The 15,419-nt window shown below is 71.9% G+C and carries 13 protein-coding genes and 3 pseudogenes; 6 read left to right on the forward strand and 10 right to left on the reverse strand.

Annotation, left to right across the window (positions count from 1 at the left end):
- A pseudogene (locus IEZ12_RS22150) lies at nt 1-132 on the forward strand (IS701 family transposase); the annotation flags it as partial.
- Between the two features lie 154 nt (nt 133-286).
- Here the strand turns inward: IEZ12_RS22150 and IEZ12_RS22155 are convergent.
- Both IEZ12_RS22155 and IEZ12_RS22160 read right to left on the reverse strand, forming a co-directional pair.
- On the reverse strand, nt 287-2,479 hold the full coding sequence (locus IEZ12_RS22155) for a hypothetical protein (protein WP_189273934.1): 2,193 nt from the start codon (nt 2,477-2,479) through the stop codon (nt 287-289).
- 227 nt (nt 2,480-2,706) lie between these two features.
- Nucleotides 2,707-4,998 (reverse strand): ATP-binding protein, encoded by a 2,292-nt coding sequence (locus IEZ12_RS22160; protein ID WP_189273936.1) that lies wholly within the window; start codon nt 4,996-4,998, stop codon nt 2,707-2,709.
- Between the two features lie 371 nt (nt 4,999-5,369).
- On the opposite strand from IEZ12_RS22160, the gene IEZ12_RS22165 reads away from it, so the two are divergent.
- A complete protein-coding gene (locus tag IEZ12_RS22165; RefSeq protein WP_189273938.1) occupies nt 5,370-6,650 on the forward strand; it encodes a WXG100 family type VII secretion target in 1,281 nt (426 codons plus the stop codon).
- A gap of 764 nt (nt 6,651-7,414) precedes the next feature.
- On the opposite strand, the gene IEZ12_RS22170 is transcribed toward IEZ12_RS22165, so the two are convergent.
- The 3 genes from IEZ12_RS22170 to IEZ12_RS22180 form a co-directional block, all read right to left on the reverse strand.
- Nucleotides 7,415-8,419 (reverse strand): WD40 repeat domain-containing protein, encoded by a 1,005-nt coding sequence (locus IEZ12_RS22170; RefSeq protein ID WP_189273940.1) that lies wholly within the window; start codon nt 8,417-8,419, stop codon nt 7,415-7,417.
- A gap of 201 nt (nt 8,420-8,620) precedes the next feature.
- A complete protein-coding gene (locus IEZ12_RS22175; protein ID WP_189273942.1) occupies nt 8,621-8,812 on the reverse strand; it encodes a hypothetical protein in 192 nt (63 codons plus the stop codon).
- 192 nt (nt 8,813-9,004) lie between these two features.
- Nucleotides 9,005-9,268: an Imm63 family immunity protein gene (locus IEZ12_RS22180; protein WP_189273943.1), complete on the reverse strand. Its 264-nt coding sequence runs from the start codon at nt 9,266-9,268 to the stop codon at nt 9,005-9,007.
- Between the two features lie 569 nt (nt 9,269-9,837).
- Here IEZ12_RS22180 and IEZ12_RS22185 point away from each other — a divergent pair.
- Complete coding sequence (locus IEZ12_RS22185; RefSeq protein ID WP_189274130.1) at nt 9,838-10,506, forward strand: Type 1 glutamine amidotransferase-like domain-containing protein; 669 nt, start codon at nt 9,838-9,840, stop codon at nt 10,504-10,506.
- 170 nt (nt 10,507-10,676) lie between these two features.
- Here the strand turns inward: IEZ12_RS22185 and IEZ12_RS22190 are convergent, their stop codons facing one another.
- Nucleotides 10,677-10,859, reverse strand: a complete 183-nt coding sequence (locus IEZ12_RS22190) for a hypothetical protein (RefSeq protein ID WP_189273945.1) — start codon at nt 10,857-10,859, stop codon at nt 10,677-10,679.
- Nucleotides 10,860-10,989: 130 nt separating this feature from the next.
- Here IEZ12_RS22190 and IEZ12_RS38870 point away from each other — a divergent pair.
- Nucleotides 10,990-11,362: pseudogene (locus tag IEZ12_RS38870) on the forward strand (site-specific integrase); the annotation flags it as partial.
- Nucleotides 11,363-11,519: 157 nt separating this feature from the next.
- Here the strand turns inward: IEZ12_RS38870 and IEZ12_RS22195 are convergent.
- Together IEZ12_RS22195 and IEZ12_RS22200 are read right to left on the reverse strand one after the other, a co-directional pair.
- The gene (locus tag IEZ12_RS22195; RefSeq protein ID WP_189273947.1) at nt 11,520-11,678 is read right to left on the reverse strand and encodes a hypothetical protein; all 159 of its coding nucleotides are present in this window, start codon (nt 11,676-11,678) and stop codon (nt 11,520-11,522) included.
- A gap of 95 nt (nt 11,679-11,773) precedes the next feature.
- The gene (locus IEZ12_RS22200) at nt 11,774-12,133 is read right to left on the reverse strand and encodes a hypothetical protein (RefSeq protein ID WP_189273949.1); all 360 of its coding nucleotides are present in this window, start codon (nt 12,131-12,133) and stop codon (nt 11,774-11,776) included.
- Nucleotides 12,134-12,269: 136 nt separating this feature from the next.
- Between IEZ12_RS22200 and IEZ12_RS22205 the strand changes: the two genes are divergently transcribed.
- Nucleotides 12,270-12,698 (forward strand): peptidoglycan-binding domain-containing protein, encoded by a 429-nt coding sequence (locus IEZ12_RS22205; RefSeq protein WP_229847771.1) that lies wholly within the window; start codon nt 12,270-12,272, stop codon nt 12,696-12,698.
- A gap of 932 nt (nt 12,699-13,630) precedes the next feature.
- Nucleotides 13,631-14,122 (forward strand): DUF4265 domain-containing protein, encoded by a 492-nt coding sequence (locus IEZ12_RS22210; protein ID WP_189273951.1) that lies wholly within the window; start codon nt 13,631-13,633, stop codon nt 14,120-14,122.
- Between the two features lie 36 nt (nt 14,123-14,158).
- Here the strand turns inward: IEZ12_RS22210 and IEZ12_RS22215 are convergent, their stop codons facing one another.
- Complete coding sequence (locus IEZ12_RS22215) at nt 14,159-14,761, reverse strand: hypothetical protein (RefSeq protein ID WP_189273953.1); 603 nt, start codon at nt 14,759-14,761, stop codon at nt 14,159-14,161.
- Between the two features lie 87 nt (nt 14,762-14,848).
- Nucleotides 14,849-15,419: pseudogene (locus tag IEZ12_RS22220) on the reverse strand (hypothetical protein); the annotation flags it as partial.

Raw genomic sequence — 15,419 nt, forward strand, 5'->3', positions numbered from 1 at the left:
CGATACACCGCGTGGTACCGCCACATCACCCTCTCCATGGCCGCCCTCGCCTTTCTCGCACTCTTGCGATCGCACGCCCAAAAGGGGATACCGCAGCTCGAACAAGTGACTTGCTGGCGCCCGTCACCATGAACGAGGCGAGGAAACTCTTCAACCGCGTCTCCTCGCCCGTGCGTCACGGAATCCGCCACGCACTCGCCTGGTCGCTATGGCGCAGAAAATCACGAGCCCGAGCCCGTACAAGCCACTTCAAGCGAAGAGGCCATACCGAAGTGTCGTTGCAGTACTAGGCGGCGAGGCGGAAGGGGTTGCCTCCCTGCCCGGCGAGCAGGTACCAGGCCGTGGCTCCGGTGTGCAGGGACGCGTAGTAGCGGTCGCCCTGCCCGGTGTCGAGGCCGTCGTGCGAGGCGGCGACGAGGCCCGCGCCGTCGGCGTGCGGGGCGCTGTTCTGGGCCCGTTGCAGGGTGCTGATCAGCAGCGCGGCCTTGTCCGCGTCCCCGGGGGCCTGGCGCGTCTGGTAGACGGCCAGCAGGTGCGCGGTGCCCTCGAACCAGACGCCGGAGGTGTCGACGGTGCTGAAGCTGACGCCGCTGAACGGCCCGTCGGTGGCGGCCATCCGCCCGGCGGCCCAGTCGGCGGTGCGCGCGTAGGCGTGGTCGAGGGTGGCCAGGTAGGCCCAGGTCTGGACGTCCTCGGGCACCGCGTCCTCGTTGACGGTGCGCCCGTCCAGGCCGGTGCCGGTCCACAGGTGGTTGCGGTCGGCGCTGAGCATGGACTTGACGAACGTGAAGGCGTTGTCCGACCGCTCCTTCCAGTCGTGGTCGCCGGTGACCTGGCTCAGCATGAAGTAGAACGCGCCGACGTCAATGTTGTGCTCGGTGGCCTTCCACGTCCGCTGGACCATGCCGCTGCCGTCCCCGGCCGCCGAGGTGTCGGAGAAGCCGCCGGTGTAGCCGCCGGCGCCCCGGGTGTCGGTCGCGTTGGTCTCGATCCAGTTCGCCACCCGCAGCGCGCCGTTGCGGAACTCGCTGTCACCGGTGGCCCGGTAGAGGTGGACGAAGGCCATGCCGGCCCAGGCCATGTTGCCGGTGTACACCGACCAGCTGCCGATGTATGGCGTGCCGACCGGGTAGTCCCGGCCGAGGGTGGTGATGAACGGGTCGGGCAGGTAGGAGGCCCGGATGCTGCCGTCGTGCGCCGGATCGTGGTCCTGGGCGTACAGCAGGCTGTAGCCCAGGCGGCGGGCCCGGTCCAGGTCGCGCTGCCGGCCCTGGAGCATGGAGATGATGAAGACGGCGTTGTCGTAGGTGAAGGACGCCTGGAAGCCGTCCGGCCCGAACGGGCTGTTCGGTGCGGACTCGCCGGCGCCGCCGAAGTAGCCGCCCGTGTAGCTCCGGGGGACGCCCACCAGCTTCACCGTCGGAATGGTCGGCAGTGACGGGTCGGGGGGCGTGCCCTGGCCGGCCAGCGGGTCGGAGAGCGGGTAGCGGTCCTGGTCGGCGGCGAGGAAGCCGGCCGCCTTGGCCATCGAGGAGTCCGGGGCGTCGGCGACGTCGAGCGCCTCGACCTGGCCCGCCCGCCGGAGCACGCTGTCCTTCAGGTTCCTGGCGATGACCACGGCGGTCCCGGCCGCTGCGCCCATGACCTCGGCCACCTTCCCTCCGACCGTTCGGCCGAAGTCCCTGAGCCAGGTGCCGACGCTCTGCATCATGGGATTCGCGCCGATTTCGGCCCAGTTCATGAACTTGCCGAGCAAGGGGCCGGCCACGGCTCCGACCAGGGCCTGGGTGAGCGCTTCCGTCCAGAAGTCGCCGTCGAACTCCCGCTGGTCGAACAGGGCGTTGAGCAGCTCGTTGACGAAACCGCCCACGGCGCCGCTGACGGCCGCGCAGATCGGCCCGGCCATGGGGGCGCCCACGGCGAACGGCGCGAAGCACAGCACCGCCACCGCCAGGCCCACCACCAGGCTGGTGCTGGTGGCGATGACCTTCTGCCACCAGTTCGCCTGGACACCGACCTCCGAGGCGGGAACCACGACGACCACGTTGTTGTTGTCCAGGAGCCGGACGGTTCCGTCGAACGTGACGTCGTCGGCCGGCGTCGGGTACACACCGGGTCCGTAGGTGGCCGCGCGCTGCTTGACGATGTCGCTCAGCCGCTGTCCGCCGCCCTGCAGCTGGTGGATCTCGCGGACCCCGTCCGCGAGTTCCGTGCGACCGGTCGCCTCCTGGACCGTCATGACCACCAGCAGGTCACCGGAACCGGTGGCCGCATCGGCGAGGAACGCCGGCGCATCGGCCGCGCACCCCATGCCGATCGACGTCTGCGACCCGGTTCCCGTGACCGCCCCGGACTGCTGCACGCCCCAGGTCGCCCAGTTGTCGAACTGACAGGCCGTGGACCCGATGCCCTCGGCGTTCGCACCGGCCGGCGGCGTGAACCCGGCCATGACCAGGGCGAGCGCCAACGTGACTGCCACGCCGCGGAATTCGTTCCAGCTCGGCCTTCGCCATGCTCGTGCGGCGGGAGAGAGGAAGCGTCTCATCGTGAAACCTTTGTGCGGTGCGGTGCCCATGCGGCGGGGGCCGGGGCACGGGACTGGAGAGTGGAGGCCAGTCCAGCAGCCGGTCCACGGCGCGACGAGGCGGTTTGCCCGGCAGAAGTACGGACCTGCCTACTTCTGCCGGGCCCCGGCGCGCCGGGGGCTCAGCCCGCGGGTTCCGCGGCCAACTCGTGCAGCAGGTCGGCGGCTTCGGTGTGACGCCGGTGGTTGAGCCCGACGAGCGCGCGATGGGCTGCGGTGAGCTCGGCCCAGGCCTCCTCGCGACGGCCCTGACGGTGCAGGGCGACGGCGAGGTCGAGCCGGACGGGTTCGCTCCAGGCCGGCATGTCGAGCGACTCGAAGGCGCCCAGCGCCCGTCGCAGCGCCGGCTCGGCTTCGCTCCAGCGGGTCAGGGCGGCCAGGTCACAGCCGAGTTGGTGCTCGGTGATGGCGAGGTAGACGGTGTGCAGCGCGGGGGTCCGGCCGGGGAACCCGGCCCGGCAGACGGCTTCGGCGCGCCGGTGGACCGTGAGCGCCTGTTCGGCCTGGCCCGCGTCGCGCAGCAGGGTGCCGAGGGCGTTCCAGGCGCTCACTTCCGCGAGTCGGCCGCGCGGGTCGGGGTTGTGCCGGTGGCGATCGGCGGCGGACCGCATTCGGGCGGTGGCCTCCTCCGTGCGACCGAGGCGGTGCAGGGCTCCGGCGCCGTAGCCGAGGGCCCAGCCCTGCTGCAGGCGGTCTCCGGCGGCGAGGGCGGCGGTGTACGCCCGGTCGGCGGTCTCCAGTGCCCGCTGGTGGTCGTAGGCGCACAGGTTGTACGCCCAGGCCAGGTAGTTGAGGTGGGCGGCCTGCTCGGCGTGGGAGCCGATGGCTTCGGCCGAGGCCGCCGACAGCTCGAACACCTCGGTCCACTGCTCCCAGTGCTGGGTGCGGTCGGAGAACCAGTGCATGGCCTCGGCGGTGTCCACGACCTCGCGGTGCAGCGCGCGGTCGTGGGCGTGGCGCAGGGCCCACAGCCACTGCTCCCGTTCGGCCTCCAGCCAGGCGCGGGCCTGCCCGGCGTCGGCCGGCGCGGTGGACGGGTCGGGGTCGCGTGCGGCAGGGCGGCCGTGTTCGGCGTCGAAGTGCGCGGCGGCGGCCTCGGCCCGGGCCAGCAGCCGGCGGGCGGCCGTCGACCGGATCCGTTCGATCGCGGTGGGGTCGTCGTCGGCGAGCTGCTCGGCCGCGAACAGGCGCAGCAGGTCGTGGAAGCGGTAGCGGTCCGGCTGCGGGGTGGCGTGCAGCAGTCCCTGCCGTTCGAGGTCCTCGGCCAGTTGCCGCGCCTGTCGCAGCGGCAGGTCGGCGAACAGGGCGAGGGTGTGGGCGCTGAAGTCCGGTCCTTGCGCGAGTGCGGCGCGGCGCAGCAGGGTGCGGGCGGCGGGCGCGAGGCGGCGGTAGGAGAGGGCGAACGCCGCGCGGACCTCCAGGCTGCCGGCGCGCAGGGCGTCCAGCCGTCGTTCCTCGTCGGTGAGGTGCGACACGAGGGTGCCGATGCGTTCGGCCGGTCGCGCGGCCAGCCGTTGGCCGGCCACCCGGATGGCCAGCGGCAGCCGGCCGCACAGGTCGGCGAGATCGCGGGCGGCCTGCTCCTCGGCGGCGACCCGGTCGGCGCCGAGGATGCGGGTCAGCAGGTGGACCGCCTCCTCCCGGCGCAGCAGGCCGAGGCCGATCCGGCAGGCCGACTCCAGGCCGGCCAGCGAGTGCCGGCTGGTCACCAGGGTCAGTGAGGTGCCCCCGGCGGGCAGCATCGGGCGTACCTGGTCCTCGTCCGCGGCGTTGTCGAGGAGGACGAGCATCCGGCGGTCCGCCGTGAGGGTGCGCCACAGGCCCGAGCGTTCCTCGGTGCTGCGGGGGATGGCGCTCTCGTCCACGGCGACGGCGCGCAGCAGCCTGGCCAGTGCCTCGCGCGGCTCGGTCGGCCGTTCGTCCGTGCCGCGCAGGTCGAGGGCGAGCCGGCCGTCGGGGTACTCGGGTGCGAGCAGGTGTGCCGTGTGGACGGCGAACGCGCTCTTGCCCAGGCCCGGTTGACCGGTGATCAGCGCGACGGGCGCCGGGCCGTGGCCGGAGCTGGACGCCGCCTCGCGCACTCGGTCGAGTGCTTCGGCGCGCGCGGTGAAGTCCCGCAGGTCCCGGGGAAGGGCGAGCGTTCCGGCGAGCGACGCCGCGGGTGGGGCGGGTACGGCGCGCGGGCGGCCCAGCGCGGCGGCGGCCTCCAGTGCGCGGGCGTCGCCCTCGTCCAGGTCCAGGGCCCGGGTGAGTGCCTCGACGGTGCGGCGCTGCGGCCCGCGGGCCCTGCCGCGTTCCAGGTCGGTGAGGGTGCGTACGCCGAGCCCGGCGGCGTGGGCGAGGTGTTCCTGGCTGTGGCCCGCGCGCAGTCGCAGCCCGCGCAGCAGTGCGCCGAACTCGCCGGGGCTGCTCACGGCCGGACAGCGGGCGCGATGCGCTGCGCCTGGCGGGTGAGCGGCACGGCGGGCTCCTTACGGTGCGGCGGGCGCCGGGACGGTTCGGGGCTGTGCCCGCTCCGCTCGCATCACCACGGTGTCGGCCACCTGCGCGGATCGCGACGGCGACTCTGTCAGCGCGTCAGCGGATGGTTCTTCATGAACCTACCAGCGCGGCGCGCATCGGCAGGAATCGGCTACCCGTACTTCTGCCGGTGGTTCCGCCGGGACGCGGGTGGTCGGGCCGGATACGTTCGCTCCTGCTCGAACCCGCTTCTCCGGACGGATTGTTCCGGCACGGTGGCAGCCGGGCCCCGTCGTAGACCGTTCGCAGTCGGAGGTGCCAGTCCGTGGCCGTTGAACTCCCCGAGCCGCTCCAGTGGGTCCTGCTTCTGCTGGCGGGTTGCCGCTGGCCGGAGGCGGACGAGGACCGGCTGCGGGAGATGGCCGGGCACTGTCGCACGGCGGCCGAGGGGCTCAAGGAGGCTGCGCAGGGCGCGGATTCGGCGGTTCGGCGTGCTCTCGATGGACAGGAGGGCACCGCTGCCGAGGCGTTGGGCGCGTACTGGGGCAGGTTCTCGGTCGGATCGGGCAGTGCGGACGATCCGGGTCGGCTCGGCGGTGTCGTGAACGCGCTGGCCGGGATGGGCGACCTGCTGGAGCAGGCCGCCAACGCGGCGGAGACGGCGAAGATCCAGATCGTCGCGCAGCTCGGGATCCTGGCGTTCGAGATCGCCACCGCCGAGGCCGAGGCTCCGGTGACCGCCGGTGCGTCGATGGCGCAGATACCGGCGTTCGTCGCGGCGGGCAGGACGGCGGTTTCGACGATCCTGAAGACGCTGCTGAAGGAGACGCTGGCGATGGCGGCCAGGCAGGCCGTTCAGATGGCCGCGATCGACCTGCTCGCCCAGGGCATCGAACTCGCCGAGGGGCACCGAGGGAGCATCGACGTGAAGGAGCTGGGGCGGAACGCGCTCGGCGGCGCGATCGGTGGCGCCTCCGGTCACCTGATCGGCAAGGGGCTGGGCGGCGCGGCCGGCCGACTCGGCCTGGGCAATGCCGCGCGGTCGCTGCCCGGGAAGGCGGCGATCGGCGCGGCCACCGGGGTCTGCGCCGACGCGGCCACCCAGTACCTGACCACCGGCAAGGTCGACACCTCCACCCTGCTCGGCTCCGGCCTCTCCGGCGGTGCGGGCACCGGCCTGCATGCCGGCGCCTCCTCGGCCAAGCACCCCAGCGCACCGCCCGCCCCCGGCGGCGGCCCCCACCCCGGCCCGGCCGACCTCACCCGCGCCGGCGGGGACGGAAACCAGGACCGCCCACCGAAGTTCGCCAAGCCCAGCACTCCCTCCGGCAGCGGCGGCTACCAGGGCCCCACCGGATGGGACCGCTTCATCACTCGGTCCACGATCACCTCTCCGGAGAGTCCGGACTACGTGAAGAACGGCATGCCCTATCCCGACCCGGCTCCCCGTCCGGACCCGTCGCACGGCCCGATCACCGAGTGGAGAACCCGGCCCGACCCGGCTGAACTGGCCCGCCGCCGGCTCGAATCGCGTGGCCAGCGCAACTCAAGCGATCCGAGCGGACCCACCAGCAGCCCTCCGCACCAGAACGGGGACAGTGCCTGACAGCATCATCGGCCGTGGACCGTTCGATTCGGGTCGAACCCCACATTCCCGCTCTTCAGCGCCCGGGCAGCGAAGTGCTGATCGACCAGCCAAGCGCAGTCGGCCGTTCTCGCAGACAAGGAGTCAACTCCCGTGCGCAGAACGGCGATCAGCTCGTCGGGCAGGTGTCCTCCTCCGCCACTGGCACGACCGCCTCACCGAGGCGGTCCGCGGCTTCGAGCGCACTGTCGGTGCCTGCGACCCGCAGGCGTTCCGGACCCGCGAGGTGAAGGACAGCGTGCGCGCGGCCGTGGTCCTGGTGGACGCGGCGCAGTTCGCGCTGAACGATCCCGACGGCGGCCGGGCCAGCCCCCCGTCGCATCCTTCACGGTCCAGGTGCCGGCCTCGGCGGGCCGTTCGCCACTGAAAGCAGTCGTGAAGTAGCCGGGTGAACGACCGACCCGGGCATCGCGCTCCGGGGCGGCCGTTCCGCGGGCCTACTGGGAGAACGCGTAGGTCCGGACAGGGTCGAGGTGCAGCTCGTAGGACCCGAAGCAGTCCGCCGCGAGCGTCGCGACCGCAGCGCCGCAGAGACAGGCTCGGTTGAGTCCGTCGCTGCCGGTAGGCCCACAGCAGCCGGTGCTGTTCTCCCAGTTGGCACGGTGCTGATGCACCCGGAGGACGCCCCCCGGGCCCGTCGACCTGGTCTGCGAGGCACGTGGGAGTGCGGCCGAGCAGGGCGTAGGTCGGCGGTCAGGCAGGTCGGTGCTCAAGCAGGTCGGCGGTCAGGCAGGTCCGTGCTCAGGCAGGTCGATGACGGCAATACCGTCTTCCTGTGCGACGGCGAGGCGGTTGCCGTCGGGGCTGACGACGGCGATCGGGGTGGGAATGTGCTTGGCGCCGTAGCAGTGGGCCTTCTCCGCGACAGTCACCTCGGGCCACTCGGCGACCACCCGGCCGGTCTCGGTGTCGAGCAACCGGGGGTGGCCGTTCAGCGAGACCACCTGGGAACCGCGGGCCAGCAGCGTGCCGGTGAGGTGGTCGACCGGGTTGCAGTGCAGCCAGCGGCGCTGGCCGACCGACCACACACCGAGCTGCATGGTGCCGAACACCGGCTCCTGGTCCCACCCCAGCGACTCGTCGGTGGAGGCAACCGCCAGCCGGTCCTCGTCCAGCCAACAGGCCGCGCCCACCTCGGCATCGACCCCGGCGTACGGCGCGAAGAGGCTGTCCGCGTCCAGCGTGGCCGGACCGGCGAACGCCGCCGCCAGCTCGTACACGTGCGCCACCCCGATCGGGGCCCACACCCAGCCCGCCGACAGCAGGTGCCGGCCGTCACGGCTCACCGCGAGCCGCGAGTGAAAGACATCGGCGGTACCGCGCTCGCCCTCGGTCAGCCGCTCCCCCGTCAACAGGTCCTCGATCTGCACCCGGTTGTAATCCTCGGGGCAGTGCGCCAGAACCTCCCGGCCGTCCGGCAACCGACCGATCGCCACCGGGTAGTCGTAGTCCTCCGCACGGTAGTAGCTGCGGTTGATCTCCCGGAGCACCTTCGGCCCATCGAGCTCCACCACCAGCCCCTTCGTCCCGCGCTCCGCGTACACCACAGCGAACCTCCCGGACGGCGCCACCACCGCCTGGTCGAACGGGAACCCCCACCGCAGTGACGTCTCCCGGAGCCCCCCATCCGCCCCCCACCGGCGCCCGCCCCCAACCAGGTCGACGAGGTCCTCCCCGCCCCACCACAGCGACTCCACTCGCCCCGGCGCCGCCCACACCTGAACTGTCATCACGCTCTCCCCTCTTGATCGCCAGACACATAAACGGCTGCCACGGCGCGAGCGTGCCCACTGCAGCAGATGAAGCCGTTCCCTCGGAGCTGCCCGCGCCGGTGCGCCGCGCCCGGCCGACGGGGTGTCAGTACAGGTCGGCGATCCAGGCGTAGTCGTCGGGGTTGCGCATCTGGGTCGGGGCGGTGCGCAGTCCCTCGTTCATGGCGAGGTCGCGGAACCAGGGGACGGGGTCGAGGAGAGCGGCGTCGCCGCGTCCCCGTGCAGGCCGTTCCTGGCGCCGGCGGTCATCGCCGCCACGACCACCCGCATGTCCTGGGGCGTGCCCGCGCGGAACTCCAGCCCGCCCTCCTCGTAGATCCTCGGGACACCGGGCCCGCCCCGACAGCTCACGGGCTCAGGCCGCCGGGAGCTGGACGGCCACCAAGGCCTTGTACTCGTGGTCCCCGAGCGGAAATCTGCCGTCGTTGCAGGACGCCGCGGAAGCGTGCCGCGATCCGAGGACCTGGCGGTCGCGGAACCCGGCTGGGTGGTGCGACCGGGCTGCATGTGTGCGCCAGCGGGGCTGGCCACCTCACGGGATGTTCAGCCGAGGGGGTGCGCGTCCACGTCCTCCAGGCGGACCCCCGGGCATTGAACGGGGATGTGCGCTCGGAACTGCTCGGCCCACTCGGTGTTCAGACGCCGCAGCAGTTCTACCTGCTTGGCGAGCCAGCCGATCCGCGTGTCCCGGTCGGCGGGGAAACGGTCCCGCTGCTGCAGTTCCCACTGCTGGGCCATGGAGCCGGTGGCGCCGAGGGCGATCCAATGCAGGAGTTCGTCGAGGTCGGCTGTGGTGCAGTGCTGCAACTCCTGGGCCGCGCTCCACCACGACCCAGTGGAGCATCCCGGCATGGACTCCGACGAAGGGGCAAGCGGAGTCTTGGGGGGTGAAGGCGACAAGATCGTCCCTTCCTGTGCCGAGCTTGACGGCCATGTGGCCCACGGCAGCCCGCACATCTTCCAGAGTTATCGTCACATTGACGATTATTGCACGATCCGCCCGCCGGTAGTGACCGCACGCCGACCTGAGTCGGCAGCGGTTGAGCACCCCGATGAGAGCGGAAAGGTCGGAGGCACGGGCCGAGTGGGCCGCCAGCGGGATATTCGGGTCGGTCGTCTCGTTCAGGCAGGAGTCGAAGTCGGCCTGCGTGCGGCGGTCAGGCCGTATCGCTCGCGGCCGGCCTTCGCATAGGCGCTGCGGCGGCTGCTGGACCAACTGGCTCGGTGCGGAGGGGCCCGGCCACCCAGTAGCCATCGCCCCTGGCGGGCTGGACGTAGGGGATGTCCCATGTCCAGCGATGCTGTGGCCGCACCGCCCGCCCGCGCCCGATCCCATCGCCTACTTGACCGAACCGCCCTTCTACTACGGTTGCGCGATGAAGCTTCTCCTAACCGACTCCGGTGTCAGGAACGCAAGCATCCTGGCGGCGCTGGTCGATCTCCTGGGCAAACCGATCGCCGAGGCCGGCGCCCTCTGCATCCCCACCGCCGGATACGGGGGCCCGTACGGGGATCCGGGTGGGCCGTGGCGTTTCATCAGCGGACAGTCCCCCAGCCCCATGGCCGAGTTGGGGTGGAAGTCGGTGGGCGTGCTGGAACTCACCGCCCTGCCCAGCATCGACAAGGAACGCTGGGTCTCCTGGGTCCGAGAGGCAGATGCCCTCCTCGTCAACGGCGGCGACGCGCTGTACCTCTGCCACTGGATGCGGGAGTCCGGACTGGCCGACCTCCTCCCGTCGCTGCGCGACACGGTCTACGTAGGGCTCAGTGCCGGGAGCATGGTCCTGACTCCCCGCGTCGGGGAGTACTTCGTCGACTGGAAGCCGCCCACCAGTGGTGACAGCGCGCTGGGAGTCGTCGACTCCTCGATCTTCCCGCACCTCAACAGCGGTCCGGAGTACACCATGGCCGAGGCGGAGCGGTGGGCCGCCGGGATCAACGGTCCGGCGTACGCCATCGACGCTCAGACCGCCATCAAGGTGACCGACGGCGAAGTCGAGGTCGTCTCCGAGGGCCACTGGAAGCTGCTCAACCCAGCATCATGAACGCCGACGCCCTTCCCGTCCCCGAGCTCGCCGCGCCGGAGCCCGAGTCCGAGTCCGCGATCAGAGCGACTGAGGCCGGCGACAGATCCCGCGTCGCCGGCTCCGCCGGACGACCGGTGGCGCAGGGGCTCCGGAGAGGCGGCGGTGCGTCTGCCTGCTGAGGCTGGTCATCACGCGCCACCGTCGGCCATGCCGAGTCCGCCCAAGTCGGTGCAGCCGATCCCCATGTAGGAGGCGAAGTTGAGCTTGACCTCACCGTAGGAACGTACGTGGCCCCAGAACAGCGGGGTCAGGCCGCACCGGCCCGCCGTCCCGCTCCTGGCCGGGGGCGAGCCGCAGTGGCTGCTGATCACCACTCAGGAGGCCAGTCCCCTGGCGGAGTCGGACATCGTCGACGAGATCATCCCTGCGGCGAGCGGGCACAGCGCGCCGCAGGGGTCCACCGTCGCCGGCCTGGAGTGCAACCCCCGGCGCCTCGTGTGGGAGGTCCGCCGGCGCGGAGCCACCCGCGCCGGCGCCGTACTGGAGACGGTGTTCTGGGACGCGGGCACCGCCCGGCTGCCACCCCGGCTGCTCAAGGGCCGCACCCGCGGCCCGGTGTTCGTCACCCACCGCCGCCCCAGCCCGGGGAAGGTGCTCTCCGCCCGCGACGTCTGCCCGAACACCGCCTGGCCAGCCTCTCCTACGGCCAAGCCTGCGCACGGCTCGACCAGCACACCGCGCACGCCGGGCCGGGCACCGGCTGGGACCTGCACGAGTACCGGCACTCCTCCCTCACCCATCTCGGCGAGCAGGCGCCTCCGAGCCGATGCTGATGGCCAAGTCCAGGCACAAGAAGGTCGAGAACGTCCGCCGGTAACTCATGCCGTCGGCGGAAGCCATCGCGGGCGTCACCAGCCCGCCGGCCCCGGGCGACAACCCGCACCGAGCCCGACCGCCGCGCGCCCCCGCCGACCGGGCGAGCACCACTCACCCCTGCACCGCCCCGCCCCGCCGTTGACTCGGGGCGGGCGCTACCGGCTCAGCCGGAACGCCGCTGCCGCACCGCGCTCCGTGCCGCGGCCCGGTCGGCGCTCCCGGGCGAGCTGGAGGCACTGCTGCAGCGTGCGGTCCGTCGCGGCCGTGCGCTCGGCCAGGGTGGCGCGCGGCGACGCGGGACCGTGCCCGGGCACGCTGTCCTCGATCAGGTCCTCGAGGCGGCGGCCGAGCCCCCCGCGCCGCGCCGCTGCTGTTCATGCCCGGTGCAACGAACAGGCCGGGTACGGGGCTACGGCTGGTCCGCGAGCAGCCCGCCCGCGCCGTCCGGGCGCAGCCGCACCGGCCGGTGCCCGAGGTCTGCGACCGGGTCGGTGACGTACCCGCCGGGGGCGGGGCGGGCGGTGAGAGCGAGCAGGCGCAGCACGTCGCACGCCCCCGCTGTGGGGTCGTGCTCGGCCGCTGCGGGGTCGAGGCCGAGCAGCATCGCGCGCAGGCCCAGCCACAGCCCGCCCGCGACGTAGGTGACGCGCCGGCCGCCGAGCGTCGGGTGCGGCGCCGCATCCGGGTACGACAGCCAGCCGCCGGCCAAGGCCGGCGAACGGGCAGGGGGTGCGGGGGCGGGGCGGGCAGCGGCGGCCGTATCGATCATGATCGGGACGGTATCGCCCCGGGCCGACAACAGGGCCACGTACCGGAGTGCTTCGCTCACCTCCGTCGCGCGCCGTCGTCCGCCCTGCCCCGACAGTCCGGTGCAGGGATACGTTCGCGCTCACTCAATCCAGCGGATGGCACGCGCCATCCCCCGTTCGAAGGGCCCCCGGATGCGCCAGCGCACGAGGATCTCCCTGCTCGCAGCCGCCGCACTGGCCGCGACGCTGCTCCCCATCGGCTCAGCAGCTGCCGTCCAGGCCAAGCCAACCGATGTGCGGGCGACGATCGCGGTGACCGTGAACTGCCCGCGGTACGAGTTCTTCGGGTACTACTGCGGCTACGACACGAGCAACGCCTACACGAGTCGCGGCGACTCCGGCGCGAAGGTGAAGGAACTGCAGGCGCTGCTGATCTTCTGGGGCTACTCGGTGGGCTCCACCGGTATTGACGGCTCCTTCGGCGCCGCCACGGAGGCGGCCGTGAAGCGTCTCCAGAGCAACGACGGCCTCAAGGTCGACGGCATTGTCGGCGCGGCGACCTGGAAGGACCTCCGGGTCATGTAGTCGTACCGGCTGCGGCCCGTCAGTAGGCCTCGGCCGCCGCGTCCCACCCCGGCCCGGCCGCGAGCGGCACGACAGGGGGCGAAGCGGCCGCCGGGGCATCCACCGGCGTCTCCACTGCACCGGACGGTCCCGGCAGCAGCGGCTCCGCCTCCCGCACCCGCCACACCAGCCGCCCGGTCGCCCGGACCGTCACCCGGTACCGCTGTAACTCCCGTGGCCGTCTGCCAGCCCCTCCCACCCTTCATGCCCGGCGACCTCCAACTGCAGTGCCGCGCCCCGAGGCGTTGCACCAGGTGCGGGGTGAGCACGCCCTGGGGCGGGGCGACCAGCAGCACATCCACCACCGGGATCAGCACGCTCACCGCCCCGCTCGGCAGCCCGTCGTCCGGGAGCAGCGGCGCCGGCGGCCCGTTCACCGGCCGGGTACCGGTCGTCTCCGCCCGAGCCCACGCCGCCGGCGACGTCGACTTCCCTGTCAAGTTCCAGTGTTCAGGTCTTTGCTCCTCAGCTGAGCTGGCACCTGGGCCGCAGTGCTATCCGCAAAGGCAGCCTGCGGTGCTGTCCACGTACTCATCAATGGGCTCTGTCGCTGATCTTGTGACATTGGAGGCTTCCGATGGTCCAAGCGTCGACTTGAGCCAGGCCGAACGTGGGGACACCGTCCCGATCTGTCATCGCGGAACCGTAGGCTCTCACCATGTTTTCGCGACCCTCTGCGGGGGCGCGCGGCCCCTATGACACGGCGTTCTCGCCGCGGCTGGCGTTGACACTCCGGCGGATTCAGTCACGTCTCGGTGGCGCTCCGCAACGCCGGCCAGGACCGACTCGCCAAGGCTCACAGGAGAGACGCTCACATCACAAGATCAGCGACCGAGCCGATGAACGTGTTCCGTCTGCGGGCTCACCGCAGTGACATCAGCCAGGGAGAGCATGTGCTCGAGTTCATCGTCCACGACGACCCGGTCGGGCGCGCTCAATGCAACTACATCGCCCATGCCGACCTGGCGCCCTTCGGGCTGGACGGGTGGAAGGAGCAGGTGTGGCTGAAGCCTCTCGACGACGGGACTTTCTCGATCGCCTGCATCCCGTTTCGCACCTACGGGCTGGCCTTCGGCGACCAGGTCGTTCTGTCGGACGCTGACGAGGTCGCTGAGGTGGTCGCCCTCTCCTCCCATCGTGTTCTGCGGTTGCTCTTCGTCCCGGGCCTGGCCCCGGCACAACTGAACGGGGCAGTCGATCGCATCAAGAACGGGATCGGTACGGCGGGGCTGCTGAGTGAGTGGAGCGGTGACCGTCACGTCGCCGTCGACATCCCGCCCGATGTGGATGCCTCCCGACTGTTCGCGATCATGGAACACGAGGTGACGGAGGGCCGAGCGTTCTGGGAATGGGCCGACGCCATGCCGTTCTCCGCACGGCGCTGAGCCAACCACCCGTCCGAACTGCTTCCACGCCGAAACTCAGTCTCTCCATGCGGCAATACCGTCTGCGCGCAGGTCATGAACGGAGAAGGTCACCGGCGAAGGAATCGCGTCGCATCCCCGGCCGTGCAGTTCCTCCGGGCGCAACGACCAAGCGATGGCCTCGTCGGGGCCGCAGTACGACGGGTCCAGCTGGAACGTGGTCCGTGTACCGGAGGGCTTGGATGTGGCGAACTCCTCCCAGTCACCCGCCGACACGGCGCCGGCCAGTTCCTGGCGGAAACCCTGCCCGTCCAGCCGCACCTCGACAACCGTGCGGACGCTGAGGACGGCGGCCGCCGCGGGCACCCATCGTTCCCCGCCGAGGAGAGAACCGAAGAATCCAGGGACAGGTCTTCCCCGCTCGTCGCCAGTTCGACGCTGGTCGTCCTCCACGCTGAATACCAGGTCCGATTCGATCTCCACGCTGATCTGGCCGTGCGTGCCGTCGCGGTGATGCAGCGCGTCCCACACCACCTGCCGAAGAATCTCTGTCGGAAGCTCAGGACTTTCCCGGGCGACCCGGAAGTACATCGCAGGACGCGCCCGCACGTGCTCCTCGAAGGTGACCACCTGGATCTGATCAGCCGTGTAGCGCTCCACGGACCCGATCATGACACTCGCCGCTGGCCCGCTGTCCGCGCTGGCCGCACCAGCGTGTTCGTCGAAGTCAGCGGCGTGGCGTCGCGGTCAATTTTCACGGGCCAACTGCCACACGAAGCTGCCCGGCGTCAGGTCGGCGGCGAGCAGCACGTCGACGCGGCGGTCGGTGCGCGGGCTGTCGGGCGGGCAGGCGGCGGTCAGCCAGCGCAGCAGGTGGGTGCGGCCGTTGCCGCTCGATCCGGCGATGCGGCACAGCCTCGGTGCGTGAGGGTCGCCGAGCCATCCCAGCAGGGCCCGCCCGGCCGGGCACCGCCCGGCGTGCAGCGGCGGCAGGGGGGCTGCGGGAGCGGCGGGTTGCTCCTGGGCGGGCGCGTGGTGGCGCAGGTTGGGCCAGAACCGCACGGGGCGGCCCGTGGCGTCCAGCTGCCAGGCGCCCGGCACGCCGTGGTCGTCGCTCGCGTTCGTCTCGAACAGCCAGTTCCCGTGCTGCACCCGCTCGGTGTTGGTCCGGCCTCCGCCTCCGGGGAACGGCCGGTAGCCGCGCGGCGCGATCGGCGCCTTCGGCGGGACCCAGCCGGCCCCGCCGAGGCGCTCGACCTCCGCGAGGGATTCGGCGGTGGCGGTGGCCGACAGGTCCGGCGCGCCGCGGTAGCCGTCC

The organism is Kitasatospora griseola (assembly GCF_014648555.1).
Classification (GTDB): Bacteria; Actinomycetota; Actinomycetes; order Streptomycetales; family Streptomycetaceae; genus Kitasatospora; species Kitasatospora griseola.

What these genes read in the sequence shown, in the direction of transcription:
- IEZ12_RS22205 (WP_229847771.1), top strand. Translation starts at nt 12,270, where the DNA reads ATGGCACGCGCCATCCCCCGTTCGAAGGGCCCCCGGATGCGCCAGCGC.
- IEZ12_RS22200 (WP_189273949.1), bottom strand. Translation starts at nt 12,133, where the DNA reads ATGATCGATACGGCCGCCGCTGCCCGCCCCGCCCCCGCACCCCCTGCC.
- IEZ12_RS22170 (WP_189273940.1), bottom strand. Translation starts at nt 8,419, where the DNA reads ATGACAGTTCAGGTGTGGGCGGCGCCGGGGCGAGTGGAGTCGCTGTGG.
- IEZ12_RS22185 (WP_189274130.1), top strand. Translation starts at nt 9,838, where the DNA reads ATGAAGCTTCTCCTAACCGACTCCGGTGTCAGGAACGCAAGCATCCTG.